The sequence below is a fragment of the Sphaerisporangium sp. NPDC004334 genome, from assembly GCF_053602655.1.
Genome location: NZ_JBSGDZ010000012.1, coordinates 19,025 through 36,211 on the forward strand (window position 1 = coordinate 19,025; position 17,187 = coordinate 36,211).

Genomic DNA, 17,187 nt, shown 5'->3' on the forward strand with positions numbered 1-17,187 from the left:
TGTGTCCTCCAACGATGATCGTCTACGTGGACTCCCTGACCACCAGCTCGTTCTGCATGATGACAGGCTCTCCGGGCTCTCCGTCCAGCAGCCCGAGCAACAGCCGCGCCGCGGCCGCCGCCTGGTCGCCCATCGGGCTGCGCACGGTGGTCAGCGGCGGCGCGGTGTACATGGCGGCCTCGATGTCGTCGAAGCCCACGACCGCCACGTCGTCGGGCACTCTGCGCCCCGCCTCCCGCAGGGCGTGCAGGGCTCCGATGGCCATCAGGTCGTTGGCCGCGAACACCGCGTCCAGCGCCGGATCGTCCTCCAGCAACTGCCGCATCCCCTGCGCGCCGGAGACGCGGGTGAAGTCCCCGATGGCGACGTTCGACCGGCGCCCGCTCTCGCGCAAGGTCTCCCGGTAGCCGGCCAGCCGGTCCTGGGAGGGGATCATGTCCAGCGGGCCGGTGATCGTGGCGACCCGGCGGCGCCCGCGCGACAGCAGGTGGCCGGCCGCGAGCGAGGCGCCGCCCACGTTGTCGTTGTCCGCGTACGCGACCCCCGCCGCGGTCCTGCCGAACGAGACCATGGGCACGCCCATGCGCGCCAGCGCCCCCGGCAGCGGGTCGGGCCCGTGCATCGGGACCAGCAGCAGCCCCGCCGCGTGCCCGGCCGCGATGAACCGCTCGATACGCGCCCGGCTCTCCTTCGACCCCGCCAGCATCAGCGTGACCTGCTTGCCGGCGTCCTCCAGGACGCGGCTCACGGTGCGGACCACCGTGGAGAACATCGGGTCGTCGGACACCACACCTTGGGGCGGATCGGACACGATCACCGCGACCGTGTCGGTGCTCTGCGTCGCGAGGCTCCGGGCTGCGCCGTTGGGCACGTACCCGAGCTCGCGCACGGCGCGCAGCACCTGGTCGCGGATCGCGGGCGTGACCGAGGTCTCGCCGTTGACCACCCGCGACACGCTCGACTTCGACACCCCGGCCCGTGCCGCCACCGCCTCCAAGGTGGGTCGTCTCATGCCGGTCCGTTCTCCCTGATGACCTCGCGGTAGTAGATGCCGCTGTCCTTGACCAGCCGCCGCTGGGTGGCGAAGTCGACGTGGACGATGCCGAACCTGCGGTGGTACCCCTCGGCCCACTCGAAGTTGTCCAGCAGCGACCACACCAGGTAGCCGCGCACGTCCGCGCCCCCCTCGATGGCGGCGTGCACGGCGCGCAGGTGCGCGTCGATGTAGGCGGTGCGCTCGGCGTCGTGCACCCGGTCCCCGGACGCGCCCGCGGTCACCACGTCCTCGAAGGCGGCCCCGTTCTCGGTCACCATCAGCGCCGTCCCGGGGTAGTCGTGCGAGAGCTGGAGCAGCAGGCGCGACAGGGTCTCGGGGACGATCGGCCATCCCATGGCCGTCTTGGGCGCCTCCACGCCGGGGAAGGCGATGTCCTCGCTGCCGGGCCAGGCGGCGTCGGCCGGCTCGCCTCGCTTGGACCGCACCACACAGGGGTTGTAGTAGTTGACCCCGATGACGTCGGTCGGCTGGTGGGCCTCCTTGAGATCGCCGTCGTGGATGTGGCCGGCGCCCCCGTGCCGCTCAAGGATCTCCAGCATCTCGGCCGGGTATTCTCCGAGCAGCACCGGGTCGAGGATCTGCCGGTGCAGCATCGCGTTCGCGCGGGTGACCGCCTCGGCGTCGGCCTCCGACACCGGGGCGTCCGGGTCGAGCATCCCCTCGGGCGTCACCACCAGCGAGGAGTTGACGACCAGCATGATCTCCCGCGCGCCCGCCGAGCGGAGCGCCTGCGTGGCCAGCCCGTGGGCGAGCACGAAGTGGTGCGAGGCCAGCAGCGCCGAACGCGCGTCCGTGCGCCCGGGCGCGTGCACGCCGTTGCCGTAGCCGAGGAACGCCTGCACCCACGGCTCGTTGAGCGTGGTCCAGTGCCGCACGCGGTCGCCGAGGCGCGCGTGCACCACCTCGGCGTACTCGGCCAGCCGGTGGGCGGTGTCCCGCGAGGTCCAGCCGCCGCGGTCCTCCAGCGCCTGCGGGAGGTCCCAGTGGTACAGGGTCACGTACGGGGTGATTCCGGCCGCGACCAGTTCGTCCACCAGCCGGTCGTAGAAGTCCAGCCCGCGCGTGTTGACGGGCCCCGCGCCGTCCGGCTGCACCCGCGGCCAGGACACCGAGAAACGGTAGGCGCCGAGGCCCAGGTCGGCCATCAGCCGGACGTCCTCGGCGTAGCGGTGGTAGTGGTCGCACGCCACGTCGCCGGTGTGCCCGGAGGCCACCTTGCCCGGGGTGCGCGAGAAGGTGTCCCAGACCGACGGCCCGCGGCCGTCGTCCCTGACCGCCCCCTCGATCTGGTAGGCCGCCGTCGCGGCGCCCCACACGAACCCTTCCGGGAAGACCGCCCGCCCCTGCGTCGAATGCGAAGCCAGGGTCCCCCGACTGGTAACGGTCATGATCATCCTTTCACGGCGCCTTGCATGATTCCGCCGATTATCTGTTTGCCGAGCAGGGCGAAGACGATGACCAGCGGCAGGGTGCCGAGCGCGGTGCCGGTCAGGCTGAGCGCGTAGTCGCTGATGTAACCCGCGGCCAGCGTGGAGAGCGCGACCTGCACGGTCGGGTTCTCCGGGGTGAGCACGATCAGGGGCCAGAAGTAGTCGTTCCAGGCCGACATGAACGTGAGCATGCCCAGCACGGCCGCCGCGGGCCGGGCGGCGGGGAGCACCACGTGCCAGAACAGGCCCCAGGTGGTGCAGCCGTCCACACGGCCCGCCTCCAGCAGCTCGGTCGGCAGGGCCCGCGACAGGTACTGCGTCATGAAGAAGACGCCGAAGGCGTTGGTCAGCGCGGGGACGATGAGCGCGTACATGCTGCCGGTCCACTCGAGCTTCACCATCAGCAGGTACAGCGGGATGATGCCGAGCTGGGTCGGCACCATCATCGTCGCCACGGTGAGCAGCAGCAGGGCCTTGCTGCCGCGGAAGCGCAGCTTGGCGAAGGCGAAGCCCGCCAGGGTGGAGAAGAACATCACCGACAGCGCGATCGAGCCGGCGACCAGCACGGAGTTGAGCAGCGCCAGGGCGAACGGGACGGTGTCGAAGACGCGGCCGATGTTGGCGAGCAGGTTGCCGCCGGGCAGCAGCGGCGGGGGCACGTCGGCCAGGGCGGCGTTGTCGCGGGAGGCCACCACGACGCTGTAGTAGAGCGGGAGCGCCGAGAAGAAGGCCACCGCGATCAGCGTGAGGTAGATCAGGGTGCGGGCGGTGCCCGCCGTGCGCGGCATCACGTCAGGTTCCCCCTCGTCCGGCGGGTCAGCAGGTAGTTCACGGCCGCGATGATGACGATGAAGAGGAACATCATCCAGGACACGGCCGAGGCGTAACCGAAGTCGAGCTTGACGAAGTTCTCGTAGATGAACAGCGACAGCGTCTGGTACTGCCGGTCGGGGCCGCCCGTGGGGCTGTAGACGCCGAACAGCAGCGGCTCGGCGATGACCTGCATGGCGCCGATCGTGGAGGTGATGACCACGAAGACGATGGTCGGCCGGATCATCGGCACGGTGATCTTGCGGAGCTGGGTCAGGCCGCCGGCTCCGTCGATGGTGGCCGCCTCGTACAGCTCGCGCGGCACGGCCTGCATCGCGGCCAGGAACAGGAGCGCGTTGTAGCCGGTCCACCGCCACATGATCATGACAGAGATGGCGATGTGGGAGGTGGCGGTCCCGGCGTTCCAGTCGATGGCGCCGGCGCCGAACCACGACAGCACCCAGTTGATCAGCCCGTAGTCGCGGCCGAAGAGCTGGCTGAAGATGACGACGACGGCGACGACGCTGGTGACGTTGGGCAGCAGCAGCGTGACGCGGAACAGCGTCTGGGAGCGCAGCGGGCGGTTGAGCAGGTGGGCGAGCCAGATGGCCAGCAGGAGCTGCGGGACCGTGGAGATCACGCCGATGGACAGCGTGTTGAAGGTGGCGTTCCAGAAGTAGTCGTCGCCGAGGAGAGCGGTGAAGTTGTCCAGGCCGATGAACTCGTGGACGTCGGACAGCAGCGTCCACTCGTGGAGGCTCACCCAGGCGGTGTAGGCCAGCGGGAACAGCCCGAAGGCGCAGAACAGCAGGAAGAACGGGGCGACGTAGGCGTAGGGGGACGCCTTGACGTCCAGCCGGTGGGCGAGGTGGCGCCGGTGAGCGGGCGGACGGGACCGCACGGGCGCGGGGGGCGGTGTCGCCGCCAGGTTGTCGGGGGCACGGGTGGCCATGGCAGCTCCTTTCGGCAGGCCATCGGGTCCGGCGGCCGGGCCTCGCCGCCGGGGGCGCCCGGCCGGGGTGGACGGCCGGCGGCGCCGCCGGGGCGGGCTCCTCTACCGGGGGGACCTCGCGGATCGGCGGCCGGCCCGCTGGTGCCGGGCCGGCCACGCGTCGCGGGTTACTTGATCCGGTCGAGGTCCTTGACGGCCTGCGCCCACGCGTCCTGCGGCGACTGCTTGCCCTGTTCGATGCGCTGGAGGGCGTTGCCGAAGGCGGTCAGGACGTCACTGGCCTTGGGGCCGACGTGCTGGGGCCTGAGCGCCTTGGCCGCGTCGGTGAAGATCTTGCCGGTGGGGGCGTCGTTGAAGAAGCCGTTCTTGAACCCGGTGATCGTCGGGTCGTCGTAGAGCGCGGGGATCGAGGGCAGCGCGCCCGCGTCGGTGAACAGCTTTAGCTGGGCGTCCTTGCTGGTGAGCAGGTCGATCAGCTCGGCGGCCTCCTTGGGGTGCTTGCCCTGCTTGGGGGCCATGAGGTGGGTGCCGCCCTGGTTGCCGCCGCCACCGCCGGGCACCGCGGCGACGTCCCACTTGCCGGCCGTGGTGGGCGCGGCGTCCTTAATGCTGCCGGTCTTCCAGGACGGGCAGATGATGGTGGCGAACGAGCCCTTGGTCAGGCCGGTGTTCCACGGAGGGCTGAAGGCGGCGAGTTTGGCCGACTCGTCGGCCTGGACCATCTGGGCGTTCAGGTCGAACGCCTTCTTGACGTCGGGGTTGGTGGCGGCGATCAGGTTGTTCTGCTCGTCGTAGAAGCCGACGGGCGCCTGGTCGACCATGGCGCGGAAGTTCTCGCCGGGGCCGTCGAACCACTTGGCGCCGGCGACCTTGGCGGCGACGAACTTCTTGCCCGCCTCCATGTAGGCCTCCCAGGTGGGCCAGAGCTTGGAGACCTCGTCGCGGTCGGTGGGCAGGCCGGCCTTCTTGAACAGGTCGGTGCGGTAGCACATGGCCAGGCCGCCGACGTCGGTGCCGAGGCCGAGCAGCTTGCCGCCGTCGGCGGACAGCCCCTGCTTCCACTTCCAGTCCAGGTAGTCGGACTGGCGCTTGCCCAGGCCGTACTCGTTGAGGTCGTAGAACCTGTCGGCGAGCGGGGTGAAGGTGGCGATGTAGCCGGCCTCGACGGCCTCGACGTCGGCGGCCCCCGAGCCGGTGGCGATCTGCGTGGTGAGGTTCTTGTGGTGGTCGTTGAACTGGGAGCGCCGTTCGACGATCTCGACGTTCGGGTGCGTCTTCTTGAACTCCTCGTACAGCGGAGCGAAGTGGAAGTCGCTGAACAGCGCGACGGTCAGCTTGATCTTCTCGGCCGGCTGGGCGGCACCGGAGGAGGCGCCGGCGCCCGCGCCGTCACCTCCGCCGCCGCCGCACGCGGTGACACTGACGGCCAGCACCGCGGCGAGCAGAGGGGTGACCATCCCGGGGCGGAACTTGCCCATAGACCCTCCTGGGGGGTGAATTGTGGATCTTGGAGGGAGCGCTCCCCGAGAAGCGTCACGCCGCCCACACGGTCATGTCAACGGGTTCACCGGTAACGATCGCCGTGATGTGCACAAGTGAAGCGGCGACGACACAAGAAAGCGCTCTCTAAGATCGACGCGAGTATTCGCAGCTCAGAGCCCGTGTCGTATTGACACGGTCTTATGACTGAGAGCGCTCTCAGCGCGATTCTCCGAGCGTCTAGCGGGTGATCGGCAGGTTTCCTTCGTGTTAACGGGCCACTTGACAGCTCTTCACACGAAGCGCAGTCTCGGCTTCCAGGGAGCGCTCCCCGAACCCCCCACGCCATCCCGAGGAGACGCCGTGAGATTGCCCCGCGGCCCGAGCCGTTATCGCTCGGGCCTGCTGTTCGCCACCGTGGCCGCCGTGATCACCTCCTGTCTCACCCTGGTCCCGGCCGCGGCCGCCGCCCCGCTCGCCGCGTGCGGCACCGACAACGCCGCCCGAGGGCGGCCGGTCACCGCGTCGTCCGCCGAGAACATCGCCTTCCCCGCCGCCTCCGCGGTCGACGGCGACCCCGGCACCCGCTGGTCCAGCGCGTTCAGCGACCCGCAGTGGATCCAGGTCGACCTCGGCTCGGCCAAGGAGATCTGCGGCGTCACCCTCGCCTGGGAGGCCGCCTACGGCCGGGCGTTCCAGATCCAGACCTCCTCCGACGCCGCCGCCTGGACCCCGATCTACACCACGACCACCGGCGCCGGTGGCACGCAGAACCTCGCGGTGACCGGCACCGGGCGCTACCTGCGGGTGTACGGCACGCAGCGCGCCACGCAGTACGGCTACTCGCTGTGGGAGCTGGCCGTCCAGACCGGCTCGGGGACCAGCACCCCCACCCCCACGCCGACGCCGAGCGACCCCGGGGGCGACAGGCTGCTGTCGTACGGCAGGCCGGGCGTGGCCTCCACCACCCAGGACGACGTCAACTGCGGCGGCTGCGTCGCCTCCAGGGCGTTCGACCGCGACCCGGCGACGCGGTGGGCGACCAGCTCCACCACCGGATGGGTCGACCCCGGCTGGATCTACGTGGACCTCGGCGCGACCGCGCAGATCCACAAGGTGATCCTGCAGTGGGACCCGGCCTACGCGCGGGCGTTCCAGATCCAGACCTCGCCCGACGCGGTCACCTGGACCCCGATCTACACAACGACCACCGGCACCGGCTTCAAGCAGACCCTGACAGTGAACGGCACCGGCCGCTACGTGCGCATGTACGGCACGCAGCGCGCCACGGCCTACGGCTACTCGCTGTGGGAGTTTCAGGTCTGGGGCACCGGCGGCGCGCCGATCACCCCGCCCCCGCCGCCGTCCGACCCCCGCAACCCTCCGCAACTTGTGTGGAGCGACGAGTTCAACGGCGCGGCCGGCAGCAAGCCCGACCCCGCCAAATGGACCACCGACACCGGAACCGGCCCGAACGCCGAGCTGGAGTACTACACCAACAACAACGCGTCCATGGACGGCGCGGGCAGCCTCGTGATGGAGGCCCGCAAGGAGGTCACCGCGGGATCGTCCTGCCCGGGCGGCACCTGCCAGTACACCTCGCACCGGATGAACACCGGCGGCAGGTTCACCTTCACCTACGGCCACGTCGAGGCCCGGATCAAGGTGCCGAAGGGCAACGGCCTGTGGCCGGCGTTCTGGATGATGGGCGCCGACTTCCTCACCGGCCGCCCCTGGCCGTACAACGGTGAGGTCGACATCATGGAGGTCCTCGGCAAGGACACCAAGACCGCCTACTCGACGCTGCACGCTCCCGCCTACAACGGCGGCGGTGGCTACGGCTCGCCGTACACCCTGGCCGGCGGGGCGGACTTCTCCGACGACTTCCACGTCTGGGCCGCCAACTGGGACAGCAAGGGCATCGTGTTCACCCTCGACGGCCGGACGGTCTTCACCGCCGACAAGGCGACGGTCGAGGCCACCCGTGGGCCGTGGGTCTACGACCACCCCTTCTACATCATCCTCAACCTCGCCGTGGGCGGCGACTGGCCCGGTCCGCCGGACGCCACCACCGGGTTCCCCAAGCGGATGCTCGTGGACTACGTCCGCGTGTACCAGTGACCGGGTGACGCGACCCCTCCCCTCCGGCGGCCCTCCTGGCCGGAGGGGAGGTCATCAGTGTGATATGCCGCGTCTGCCGTCCCTGTGACCATCAAGCGACATCTCATCGCTACCCTCCCGGCCATGAGTTCCAGATTCGGCCGGGTCCTGGCCGCCGCCGCCACCACCGCGGCGGTGGCGGCCGGCCTGCTCGCCTCCCCCGCGCCCGCCTCAGCCTCGGGCGGCCACACGGTGAAGGTCACCGTGATGGCCACCTCCGACATCCACGGCAACGCCCTTAACTGGGACTACTACAAGAACGCCGAGTACGACGACAGCGCGCACAACGATGTCGGGTTGGCCAAGGTCTCCACCCTGGTCGGCCAGATCCGCGCCGACCGCGGCGCCGGCCACACGCTGCTGTTCGACTCCGGCGACACCATCCAGGGCACGCCGCTCGACTACTACTACGCCAAGGTCGAGCCGATCACCGAGACCGGCCGGACGCATCCGATGGCCAAGGCCATGAACGCCATCGGGTACGACGCCGTGACGCTCGGCAACCACGAGTTCAACTACGGGCTCCCCCTGCTGGCCACCTGGGTCAGGCAGATGAAGGCTCCCGTGCTCGGCGCCAACGCCGTCTCGGCCAAGACGGGCCTGCCCGCGTACCGGCCGTTCGTCATCAAGACGATGAAGGTCAAGGGCGACAAGCCGATCAAGGTCGGCGTGCTCGGCCTGACCAACCCGGGCATCGCCATCTGGGACAAGGCCAACGTCGAGGGCAAGCTGAAGTTCCTGGACCTGGTGGCCACCGCCAAGAAGTGGGTGCCGGTGATCCGCGGCCTCGGCGCCGACGTCGTCATGGTCACCGCGCACGCCGGCGACAACGGCCTGTCCTCCTACGGCACCGACCTGCCGGTCGAGAACGCCGCGGCCATGGTCGCCGAGCAGGTGCCCGGCATCGACGCCGTCCTGTTCGGCCACGCCCACAACGACGTCCCGCAGAGGTTCGTCACCAACAAGGTGACCGGGCAACAGGTGCTGCTGACCGAGCCGGGCAAGTGGGGCCAGCGCCTGTCGGTCGTCGACTTCACCCTGGCCAAGCAGAAGGGCCGCTGGACCGTCGCCGGCAAGTCCTCCACCACGGTCAACACCAACACCGTGGCCGAGGACCCGAAGATCGTCGCGCTGATGAAGGACCAGCACGACAAGACGGTCGGCTACGTCAACCAGGTGATCGCCCAGTCCAAGGAGCAGCTGTCGGCGGCCGAGTCGCCGTACAAGGACACCCCGATCCTGGACTACATCCAGAAGGTGCAGACCGACCTGGTGAGCAAGGCCATCGCCGGGACCCCGGACGCCTCGCTGCCGGTGCTGTCGATCGCCGCGCCGTTCAGCCGCACCGCCGTCTTCCCGGCCGGCCCGGTGAGCGTGCGCGACATGGCGGGCCTGTACGTCTACGACAACACGCTGTTCGGGGTGAAGCTCACCGGCGCCCAGATCAAGGACTACCTGGAGTACTCCGCCAAGTACTTCGCCCAGGTGGCCCCCGGCGCGCCGGTCGACCTGCCCACGCTGACCAACGCGGGCGGCACTCCGGACTACAACTACGACCAGCTCTCGGGCGTCACCTACGACATCGACATCTCCCAGCCGGTCGGCCAGCGCATCGTCGGCCTGTCCTACCAGGGCACCCCGGTGACCGCGGACCAGCAGTTCGTGGTCGCCATCAACAACTACCGGCAGTCGGGCGGCGGCGGCTTCCCGCACGTCGCGACGGCCCCGGTCGTCTACAACGCCCAGGTGGAGATCCGCCAGGCGCTGATCGAATACGCCACCGCCTCCGGCACCATCGACCCGGCCACCTTCGCCGACCCCAACTGGAAACTCGTCCGCGCAGGCGTCCCGGTCTTCTAGTGCGGTGATCACGTAGGTTCACCGGCGCGGCTCTCCACCCGGCCACGTGCAGGGCGCGGCTCACCACCCCGGCCACGTGGAGGGCGCGGCTCACCACCCCTGGCCACGCGCTGAGGGTGATCGGCGCCGGGTCGGCGGGTCGCGGTACGGCGATGCCGGCGCCTGCTACGGCGCCCGACCTGGTGAACGTGCACGGACAGCGCACTGGACACACCTCCCCCCGGCCGGTGCTCCACCCAGGGCACCGGCCGGCCCTTTCCGGTGTTGTCACCCGCGGATCACCCCGAGGTCCGGCGTGGCCGGTCCGGGGAGGACTGCGCGAGTTCGAACCAGACGAGGGTGCCGGAGGGCCGTCGCTCGAAGCCCCAGCGCGAGGAGAGGTCGTAGACGATCGCGAGACCCCGGCCGTCGGTCTCGTCGTCGGCGGGCGTGCGCACGTGGGGGATCTTGGACGAACCGCCGTCCTCGACGGCGACCAGCACACCGGTGGCCGGGAAGGCCACCGACACCAGGAAGTCACGCTCGATGGCGTGCCGCACCACGTTGGCCGCCAGCTCGCTGGTCAGCAGGATGGCGTCGTCCCGGCAGGGGTGCTCCTCGCCGAGCAGGCCGGCGACGAAGGCGCGGGCCGGCCTCACCTGTGAGGCGGACGGGGCGAACCGGTGGGTGATCACCGGAAGCCCCGCGAACGCGGCCGGACCGGTAAGAGGGTGCTCCCGGGCATGCTCCGTGTCCGAAGCGTCCTCCTTGGGTTCCGAGGCCGGACGGAAGAAGCCGGTGAGCCCGCCCAGAGCCGAAGCCAGAGCGCGAGGACGCATCGCGATCATCGTGATACTTCCCTTTCTGTTAGTCCCAGGTCGGCGCGGCGGCCACGATCAGCGCCGTACATCCCGCCCGGCGATGGCCACGCTTCGTGTGCTTGACGTCACACACCATGACAGACACTGTGCATGCATGCATGGCAATCGCGGAAACGCACCACTTGGACACGATGAGTAGTAGCCTTCCGTCCGTCCCGACGCGATGAGGTGATCACATGAGCGCGAAGCGCGGCATGACCTTGCGGGCCCAGTGGCTTGGTCGGCAACTGCGTGAGCTACGCGAAGCCGCGGGTCTCAAGCTGCCCGAGGCGGGCGCCTACATCCAGCGCGATGGTGCCACCATCAGCCGTCTGGAAACCGGCCTGTATCCGGCGCGCACGCCGGACGTGCAAGCGCTGCTCGACCTCTATGGAGTCGCCGATCCGCACAAGCGCGGCGATTTGATGAAGCTCGCCGCCGAGGTGTGGCATGAGGGCTGGTGGGACAGCTACACGGGCAATCTCTCAAAGCTCATCGTCGACTACGCGTGGGTGGAATCAAGGGCACGAGTGATCCGGTCCTTCGACGCTTTGGTGATCCCGGGATTGCTTCAGACGAAGGGCTACATGGAGGCGGTCATCCGGCAGACCGACACGGACCCGTCGCTGGCCGCGTCAGGGGCGCGATTCCGGCTGGAGCGCCAGCAGATCCTCACCGCGGCGGAGCCGCCTCGGATCGAGGCCGTCCTCGATGAGGGCCTCCTGCGGCGGCGGGTAGGCGGGGAATCCGGCATGAAGGAACAGCTCGGACGCCTGATCGACCTCGCTCATCTTCCGAACATCGATATCAGGATCCTGCCGTTCGCGGCCGGCGCCCATGCCGCTCACGATGGTTCGTTCAGGATCTTCGAGATGCCCGAGCCCTATCCACAGATCGGCTATGTCGATACCCCCGCCGGCGGCATCTACGTTGAAGCGGAGGGAGTGGATAGGCTTATGCTGAAATTCGATCGCATAAAGTCAGGATTGCCAGATTCCTCCGAGTCCTTGAAGCTGATACGGGCGGCGATGGACGAGTTCGAAGAGCTCAGCGGAAGGTGACGATGTCGACCCCCGAGCACGAGCAAACCGCTGCGTGGCACATCAGCAGTTTCAGTCCCGACGCTGGTTCCAATTGTGTCGAGGCGGGGCCGTTGCTCGACGGAAGCGGGCGGATCGCCGTGCGGCACAGCCGTCACCCCGACGGTCCGACGATCATCTACACCAGGGCCGAGTGGGACGCCTTCCTCGCCGGCGTCCGCGCCGACGAGTTCGACTTCCAGTAGAGGCGTGCGGACGCCGCTCTCACATGGTCACGGTCACCATGACCAGGCGTACTAGCCATTGACATCCGGCTGCCGGTACGGACAGGCTAGGTCAGGCTGGAGAGCGCTCTCCAGCAGGTGAGAGGAACCAGGGTGACCGACGAGTTCGATGACGTGGTGCGCAAGCTCGGCCTTGAGCGGAAGGTGCGGTTGCTCACCGGGGGCACCGCCTGGAGCACCTACGCCGAGCCGGACGCCGGGCTGCGCTCCCTCGTGCTGTCGGACGGCCCGGTGGGCGTGCGCGGCCCCGGGTGGGACGAGCGCAGCGTCTCGCTGAACCTGCCCTCGCCGACCGCGCTGGCCGCGAGCTGGGACGAGCGCCTGGTGGAACGGCTGGGCGCGCTGCTCGGCGACGAGGCCCGGCGCAAGGGGGTCGACGTCCTGCTCGCCCCCACGATCAACCTGCACCGCTCGCCGCTCGGCGGCAGGCACTTCGAGTGCTACTCCGAGGACCCGCTGCTCACCGCGCGCGTCGGCGTCGCCTTCGTCCACGGCGTGCAGTCGCGCGGGGTCGCCGCCACGGCCAAGCACTACGTGGCCAACGACTCCGAGACCGAGCGGCTGACGCTGGACGCGCGGGTGGACGAGCGGACGCTGCGCGAGTTGTACCTGGCGCCCTTCGAGGCCGCCGTCGAGGCCGGGGTGTGGGTGGTCATGGCCGCCTACAACGGCGTGAACGGCGCGACCATGTCGGAGAACCCGCTGCTGGCCGAGCCACTGAAGGGCCAGTGGGGTTTCGACGGGCTGGTGGTGTCCGACTGGGGCGCCGTCCGCTCGACGGTCGCAGCCGGGCGCGCCGCGCAGGACCTCGCCATGCCGGGGCCCGACGGCCCGTGGGGCGAGGCGCTGGTCGCCGCCGTCCGGGCCGGCGAGGTGCCGGAGGAGGCGATCGACGACAAGGTCCGCCGGCTGCTGCGCCTGGCCTCCCGCGTGGGCGCCCTGTCCGCCGAGGGCGCCGCGCCTTCCGGCGAGTCGGTCGTCCCGCTCCCCGCGGGGGTCGTGCCTTTCGCCGGGGAATCCATTGTCGCTGTGCCCGCGGGCGCCGTTACTCCTGCGGACGAGCCGGTCAGGGTGGGGGCCGGGGCGGCGGAGGGGTTGTTGCGGGAGGCCGTGGTGGCGGGGACCGTACTGCTGCGCAACGAAGGACCGATCCTGCCGCTGGACGCCGGGCGGCTGCGGAAGGTCGCGGTGATCGGGCCGAACGCCGCCGCGCCCCGCATCCAGGGCGGCGGCAGCGCGGGGGTGTACCCCGTGCGCACCGTGTCGCCGCTTGAGGGCATCCGTGCGGCGCTCGCCGGGCGGGCCGAGGTCGTCCACGCCGCCGGGGCGCACATCGACGACACGCCCACTCCCCTCGGCCTGGACGACGCGCGCGACCCGCGCGGCGGCGAGCCGGGCGTGCTGGTGCGCCTGCTGTCCGCCGGCGGCGAGGAACTGCACGCCGAGCACCGGCTCACCGGGCGCGTCCTGGAGCCGACCATCGTCGGCTCGCCGGCCGCCGTCGAGATCCGCGCCCTGCTGTGCCCGCGGGTGGGGGGCCGGTGGACGCTGGCGGTCGCCGGGTGGGACCACGTGAGCCTGGCGGCGGACGGCGTGACGCTCATCGACGACGAGGTGGGGCGCGACAGCGACGACCCGGCGACGGTGTCGCTCAACCCGCCCTACCGCCGGGCGGAGTTGGAGCTCGCCGCGGGCCGGGAGGTCGAGCTGGTGGCGCGGCGGCGCATGGACCCCGGCAGCGGCGTGGCCTTCGTGCTCGCCGCCGACCCGCCGCGCCGTTCCGAGGAGGAGGAGTTCGCCGCCGCCGTCGAGCTCGCCCGGGGCGCCGACGTCGCCATCGTCGTGGCCGGCACGACCGAGGAGGTTGAGAGCGAGGGCTACGATCGCGTCGGCCTCGCTCTGCCCGGCGCGCAGGACGCGCTGGTGCGCGCGGTGGCGGCCGCCAACCCCGCCACGGTGGTGGTGGTCAACTCCGGCGGCCCCGTCGACCTGCCGTGGCGCGAGGAGGTCCGTGCGGTGCTGCTGAGCTGGTTCCCCGGCCAGGAGTACGGGCACGGGCTGGCGGAGGTGCTGTTCGGCGCCGCCGAGCCGGGCGGGCGGCTGCCCACCACCTGGGCCGGCCGTGCCCTGGCCGGGACCACGCCGGTGGACGGGGTGCTCGCCTACACCGAGGGCCTGCACATCGGGCACCGGGCCTGGCTGCGCGAGCCGTCGCCTCCCGCGTACTGGTTCGGGCACGGGCTCGGCTACACGACCTGGGCGTACGAGAGCGTCGAGGCGCCCGGCGAGGTCGAACCGGGAGCTCCGTTCACGGCCCGCGTGCGGGTGCGCAACACCGGCGCGCGGGCCGGTGGCGAGGTCGTCCAGGTGTATCTGACCCGGCCCGGCAGCGGCGTGGACCGCCCGGTGCGCTGGCTCGCGGGGTTCGCCCGGGTGCAGGCCGGCCCCGGCGAGAGCGTGGAGGCGCGGGTCGAGGTGGCGGCGCGGGCGCTTGCCCACTGGTCGCCCGAGCGGCACGCCTGGGCCTTCGAGCCCGGATCGTTCACGGTGCTGGCAGGGCGTTCCTGCGGGGACCTACGATTGACCGCGACGGTCGCGATGGCGGCCCCGGCGAACTGACCGCGTGCGGCGGCCCGCCCTCCCGAGCGGAAGGGCGGGCGCCGGCGGCGCACGGCTCACCGTGGCTTGTGACGGCTGGACGTTGGAGAGCGCTCTCCGAGCATGCTATAAAGGCCCCATGAGCCTAGGTCGCCCACCAGTGCCGGCTTCCCCGACCCTGGAGGACGTCGCGCGTGTGGCGGGCGTGTCCCGTGCCACCGTCTCCCGGGTCATCAACGGCATCCGCAACGTCGATCCCGCCATCCAGGAGACCGTCAGGCAGGCCATCGCCGCCACCGGCTACGTGCCCAACCGGGCCGCCCGCTCGCTGGTCACCCGCCGTACCGGCTCGATCGCCCTGGTGGTCTCGGGCGCCGGGGAGGAGAGCGAGGAGAACCCCTTTCACAGCCAGGTCTTCGCCGACCCGTTCTTCGGGCGGGTGGCCTCCGGAGTGGTCGGGTTCCTGCGCCCGCGCGGCATCCATCCGACCCTGATGTTCGCCGAGACCGATGAGACGCGGGCCCAGGTCATCGCCTACCTGCGGCAGGGCAACGCCGACGGGGCGATCCTGGTGTCCACCGAGGCGCGCGACCCGCTGCCCCGGCTGATGGTGGAGGCCTCGCTCCCCGCCGTGCTCTTCGCCCGGCCCCCCGAGCCGATCCCCATCAGCTACGTGGACCTCGCGCACCGTACCGGCGCCAAGCTCGCCGCCGACCATCTGGTCGCGCGGGGCCGCCGGCGGGTGGCGACCATCACCGGACCGCTCGACGTGCCGGCCGCCCAGGACCGCCTGTCGGGCTTCCGCGACGCCATGGCGGCCCACGGCCACCCCTACATCCCCTGCGCCGAGGGCGACTTCACCCTGGCCAGCGGCGAGGCGGCGATGGAGCGGCTGATGGCCGAGCACCCCGGCATCGACGGGGTGTTCATCGCCAACGACCTCATGGCCCAAGGCGCCCTGCCCGTGCTGCGCAACCACGGGCGGCGCGTGCCCGAGGACGTCGCCGTCGTCGGGTTCGACGACAGCAGCGCGGCGACGGCGAGCCGGCCGCTCCTGACGACGATCCGCCACCCCGTCGAGGACATGGCGGCCGAGATGACGCGGCTGCTGCTCGCCCACGTGGACGACCCCGACCGCGCGGTCACCTCGGTCATCTTCGAGCCGTCCCTGGTGGTCCGCGACTCCGCCTGACCGCGCCGGCCGCCGGAGCAGGCACGGCCCACCGCACGCGCCTGCCTCAGGCCGTGCCGGCCGCCGGAAGGGCCGAACGACTCCGCGGCCCGGGCATCTCGCCCCTGTGCGGGCCGTCCGGCGGCCTGAGAGGCTCGGAACCCCCCGGCGGGTGGAGGGAGCGCCGCGGCGTGCGCGCCCCCCGGTCCGGCCACCACTGTCGTGCAGGGAATGATGGTCGAATGCGCGCGATATCCGAATCTCGGCTCGCCTCTGTGCTGTCCGGCCTGCCGGGCACCCCCCGGGTGGTGGCCGGCGGCAACTTCTCCACGCCGTGGCGCGCCCTGTCGGTGCTCGACGCGGCGGTCCCCGAGTACCGGCTGTTCATGTTGAACGCCCAGGCCGGCGTCCCCGACCGCGAGGGGGTGACCCTGGAGTCGCCGTTCGTCGGGCCCGGCATGCGCGGACGGGACAACCTGCGGTACTTCCCCGCGCGGCTGTCCCGGGTGCCCGACCTGCTGGGCCAGGCGCTGCCGCCGGACGTCGTGCTGCTGCACACCACCCCGCCGGTGGACGGCACGCTGTCGCTCGGCACCGAGGTCAACATCCTGCCGGCGGCGATCGAGCAGGTGAGGGCGCGCGGCGGGGTGGTCGTCGCCCAGATGAACCCGCGCATGCCCTACACCTACGGCGACGCGGTGCTGTCGCTGGAGGAGGTGGATTACGCGATCGAGGTGGACGAGCCGCTCGCCTCCCCCGCGCCGCGCCCGCCGAGCCAGGTCTCGCGGGTCATCGGCGACCGGGTGGCCGCCCTCATCCCCGCCGGCGCCACACTGCAGCTCGGCATCGGGCAGGTGCCGGACGCCGTGCTGGCGGCGCTGCTGTCGCGCCGCGGCCTCACGGTGTGGTCGGAGATGTTCAGCGACGGGGTGCTCGCCCTGGAGAAGGCCGGCGCGCTGGAGGCGGGCGTCCCGGTCACCGCGTCGTTCGTGTTCGGCGGCGCCGAGCTGTACGACTGGATCGACCGCAACGACCGGGTGCGCCTGCTGCGCACCGAGAAGACCAACGACCCCGCGCTGATCTCCCGTCAGCGCGCGCTGACCTCGGTGAACGGCGCGTTGCAGGTCGATCTGTACGCCCAGGCGAACGCGGCGCGGGTGCGCGGGCTCATCTACTCGGGCTTCGGGGGGCAGACCGACTTCATCGTGGGCGCGCTGCACTCCCCCGGCGGGCGGGCGATCATCGCGCTGCCGTCCTGGCACCCCAAGGCGGAGGTCTCGACGGTCGTGCCGCGCCTGGCCGGGCCGGTCACCTCCTTCCAGCACAGCTTCATCGTCAGCGAGCAGGGCGCCGCGGCCATCTGGGGCCACGACGCCGCCGGCCAGGCACAGCAGTTGCTGGACAAGGTGGCCCACCCCGACGCGCGCGACGAGCTGCGCGAGGCCGGCCGCCGGCTCGGCTTCCCGCTGCGCTGACCCCCGCGAGAGCCGGGCCCGGCGGCGGGAAC

The 17,187-nt window shown here is 71.1% G+C and carries 13 protein-coding genes; 7 read left to right on the forward strand and 6 right to left on the reverse strand.

What is annotated here, in order from left to right; genetic code table 11:
- Positions 1–22 precede the first annotated feature (22 nt).
- The 5 genes from ACWEN6_RS16925 to ACWEN6_RS16945 all read right to left on the reverse strand — a co-directional run bounded on the left by ACWEN6_RS16925 (position 23) and on the right by ACWEN6_RS16945 (position 5,727).
- On the reverse strand, positions 23–1,012 hold the full coding sequence (locus ACWEN6_RS16925) for a LacI family DNA-binding transcriptional regulator (protein ID WP_452571021.1): 990 nt from the start codon (positions 1,010–1,012) through the stop codon (positions 23–25).
- Positions 1,009–2,445, reverse strand: a complete 1,437-nt coding sequence (locus tag ACWEN6_RS16930; protein WP_452571022.1) for a GH1 family beta-glucosidase — start codon at positions 2,443–2,445, stop codon at positions 1,009–1,011. The genes ACWEN6_RS16925 and ACWEN6_RS16930 overlap by 4 nt, the downstream gene beginning before the upstream one ends.
- Positions 2,446–2,447: 2 nt before the next feature.
- Positions 2,448–3,275 carry a carbohydrate ABC transporter permease gene (locus ACWEN6_RS16935; protein ID WP_452571023.1) on the reverse strand — a complete coding sequence of 276 codons (828 nt, stop codon included), beginning with the start codon at positions 3,273–3,275 and terminating at the stop codon, positions 2,448–2,450.
- The gene (locus ACWEN6_RS16940; protein ID WP_452571024.1) at positions 3,275–4,249 is read right to left on the reverse strand and encodes a carbohydrate ABC transporter permease; all 975 of its coding nucleotides are present in this window, start codon (positions 4,247–4,249) and stop codon (positions 3,275–3,277) included. Before ACWEN6_RS16940 ends, ACWEN6_RS16935 begins: the two co-directional genes overlap by 1 nt.
- A gap of 167 nt (positions 4,250–4,416) precedes the next feature.
- Complete coding sequence (locus ACWEN6_RS16945) at positions 4,417–5,727, reverse strand: ABC transporter substrate-binding protein (protein ID WP_452571025.1); 1,311 nt, start codon at positions 5,725–5,727, stop codon at positions 4,417–4,419.
- 364 nt (positions 5,728–6,091) lie between these two features.
- Here ACWEN6_RS16945 and ACWEN6_RS16950 point away from each other — a divergent pair, with 364 nt between their 5' ends.
- A complete protein-coding gene (locus tag ACWEN6_RS16950) occupies positions 6,092–7,849 on the forward strand; it encodes a discoidin domain-containing protein (protein WP_452571026.1) in 1,758 nt (585 codons plus the stop codon).
- A gap of 123 nt (positions 7,850–7,972) precedes the next feature.
- Entirely contained in the window at positions 7,973–9,748 is a 1,776-nt protein-coding gene (locus ACWEN6_RS16955; RefSeq protein ID WP_452571027.1) for a bifunctional metallophosphatase/5'-nucleotidase, read from the forward strand.
- A gap of 278 nt (positions 9,749–10,026) precedes the next feature.
- On the opposite strand, the gene ACWEN6_RS16960 is transcribed toward ACWEN6_RS16955, so the two are convergent.
- Positions 10,027–10,566 (reverse strand): ATP-binding protein, encoded by a 540-nt coding sequence (locus ACWEN6_RS16960; RefSeq protein ID WP_452571028.1) that lies wholly within the window; start codon positions 10,564–10,566, stop codon positions 10,027–10,029.
- Positions 10,567–10,784: 218 nt separating this feature from the next.
- Here ACWEN6_RS16960 and ACWEN6_RS16965 point away from each other — a divergent pair, with 218 nt between their 5' ends.
- The 5 genes from ACWEN6_RS16965 to ACWEN6_RS16985 all read left to right on the forward strand — a co-directional run bounded on the left by ACWEN6_RS16965 (position 10,785) and on the right by ACWEN6_RS16985 (position 17,155).
- Complete coding sequence (locus ACWEN6_RS16965; protein ID WP_452571029.1) at positions 10,785–11,648, forward strand: helix-turn-helix domain-containing protein; 864 nt, start codon at positions 10,785–10,787, stop codon at positions 11,646–11,648.
- Positions 11,649–11,650: 2 nt separating this feature from the next.
- Positions 11,651–11,872, forward strand: a complete 222-nt coding sequence (locus ACWEN6_RS16970; protein ID WP_452571030.1) for a DUF397 domain-containing protein — start codon at positions 11,651–11,653, stop codon at positions 11,870–11,872.
- Positions 11,873–12,004: 132 nt separating this feature from the next.
- Entirely contained in the window at positions 12,005–14,530 is a 2,526-nt protein-coding gene (locus ACWEN6_RS16975) for a glycoside hydrolase family 3 C-terminal domain-containing protein (protein WP_452571031.1), read from the forward strand.
- A 118-nt stretch (positions 14,531–14,648) separates the two neighbouring features.
- Complete coding sequence (locus ACWEN6_RS16980; RefSeq protein ID WP_452571032.1) at positions 14,649–15,701, forward strand: LacI family DNA-binding transcriptional regulator; 1,053 nt, start codon at positions 14,649–14,651, stop codon at positions 15,699–15,701.
- Between the two features lie 221 nt (positions 15,702–15,922).
- Entirely contained in the window at positions 15,923–17,155 is a 1,233-nt protein-coding gene (locus ACWEN6_RS16985) for an acetyl-CoA hydrolase/transferase family protein (protein WP_452571033.1), read from the forward strand.
- Positions 17,156–17,187 lie beyond the last annotated feature (32 nt).

Coding starts and splice junctions, on each gene's coding strand:
- ACWEN6_RS16985 (WP_452571033.1), top strand. CDS start 15,923: ATGCGCGCGATATCCGAATCTCGGCTCGCCTCTGTGCTGTCCGGCCTG.
- ACWEN6_RS16930 (WP_452571022.1), bottom strand. CDS start 2,445: ATGACCGTTACCAGTCGGGGGACCCTGGCTTCGCATTCGACGCAGGGG.
- ACWEN6_RS16945 (WP_452571025.1), bottom strand. CDS start 5,727: ATGGGCAAGTTCCGCCCCGGGATGGTCACCCCTCTGCTCGCCGCGGTG.
- ACWEN6_RS16925 (WP_452571021.1), bottom strand. CDS start 1,012: ATGAGACGACCCACCTTGGAGGCGGTGGCGGCACGGGCCGGGGTGTCG.
- ACWEN6_RS16980 (WP_452571032.1), top strand. CDS start 14,649: ATGAGCCTAGGTCGCCCACCAGTGCCGGCTTCCCCGACCCTGGAGGAC.
- ACWEN6_RS16965 (WP_452571029.1), top strand. CDS start 10,785: ATGAGCGCGAAGCGCGGCATGACCTTGCGGGCCCAGTGGCTTGGTCGG.
- ACWEN6_RS16970 (WP_452571030.1), top strand. CDS start 11,651: ATGTCGACCCCCGAGCACGAGCAAACCGCTGCGTGGCACATCAGCAGT.
- ACWEN6_RS16955 (WP_452571027.1), top strand. CDS start 7,973: ATGAGTTCCAGATTCGGCCGGGTCCTGGCCGCCGCCGCCACCACCGCG.
- ACWEN6_RS16960 (WP_452571028.1), bottom strand. CDS start 10,566: ATGCGTCCTCGCGCTCTGGCTTCGGCTCTGGGCGGGCTCACCGGCTTC.
- ACWEN6_RS16940 (WP_452571024.1), bottom strand. CDS start 4,249: ATGGCCACCCGTGCCCCCGACAACCTGGCGGCGACACCGCCCCCCGCG.
- ACWEN6_RS16935 (WP_452571023.1), bottom strand. CDS start 3,275: ATGCCGCGCACGGCGGGCACCGCCCGCACCCTGATCTACCTCACGCTG.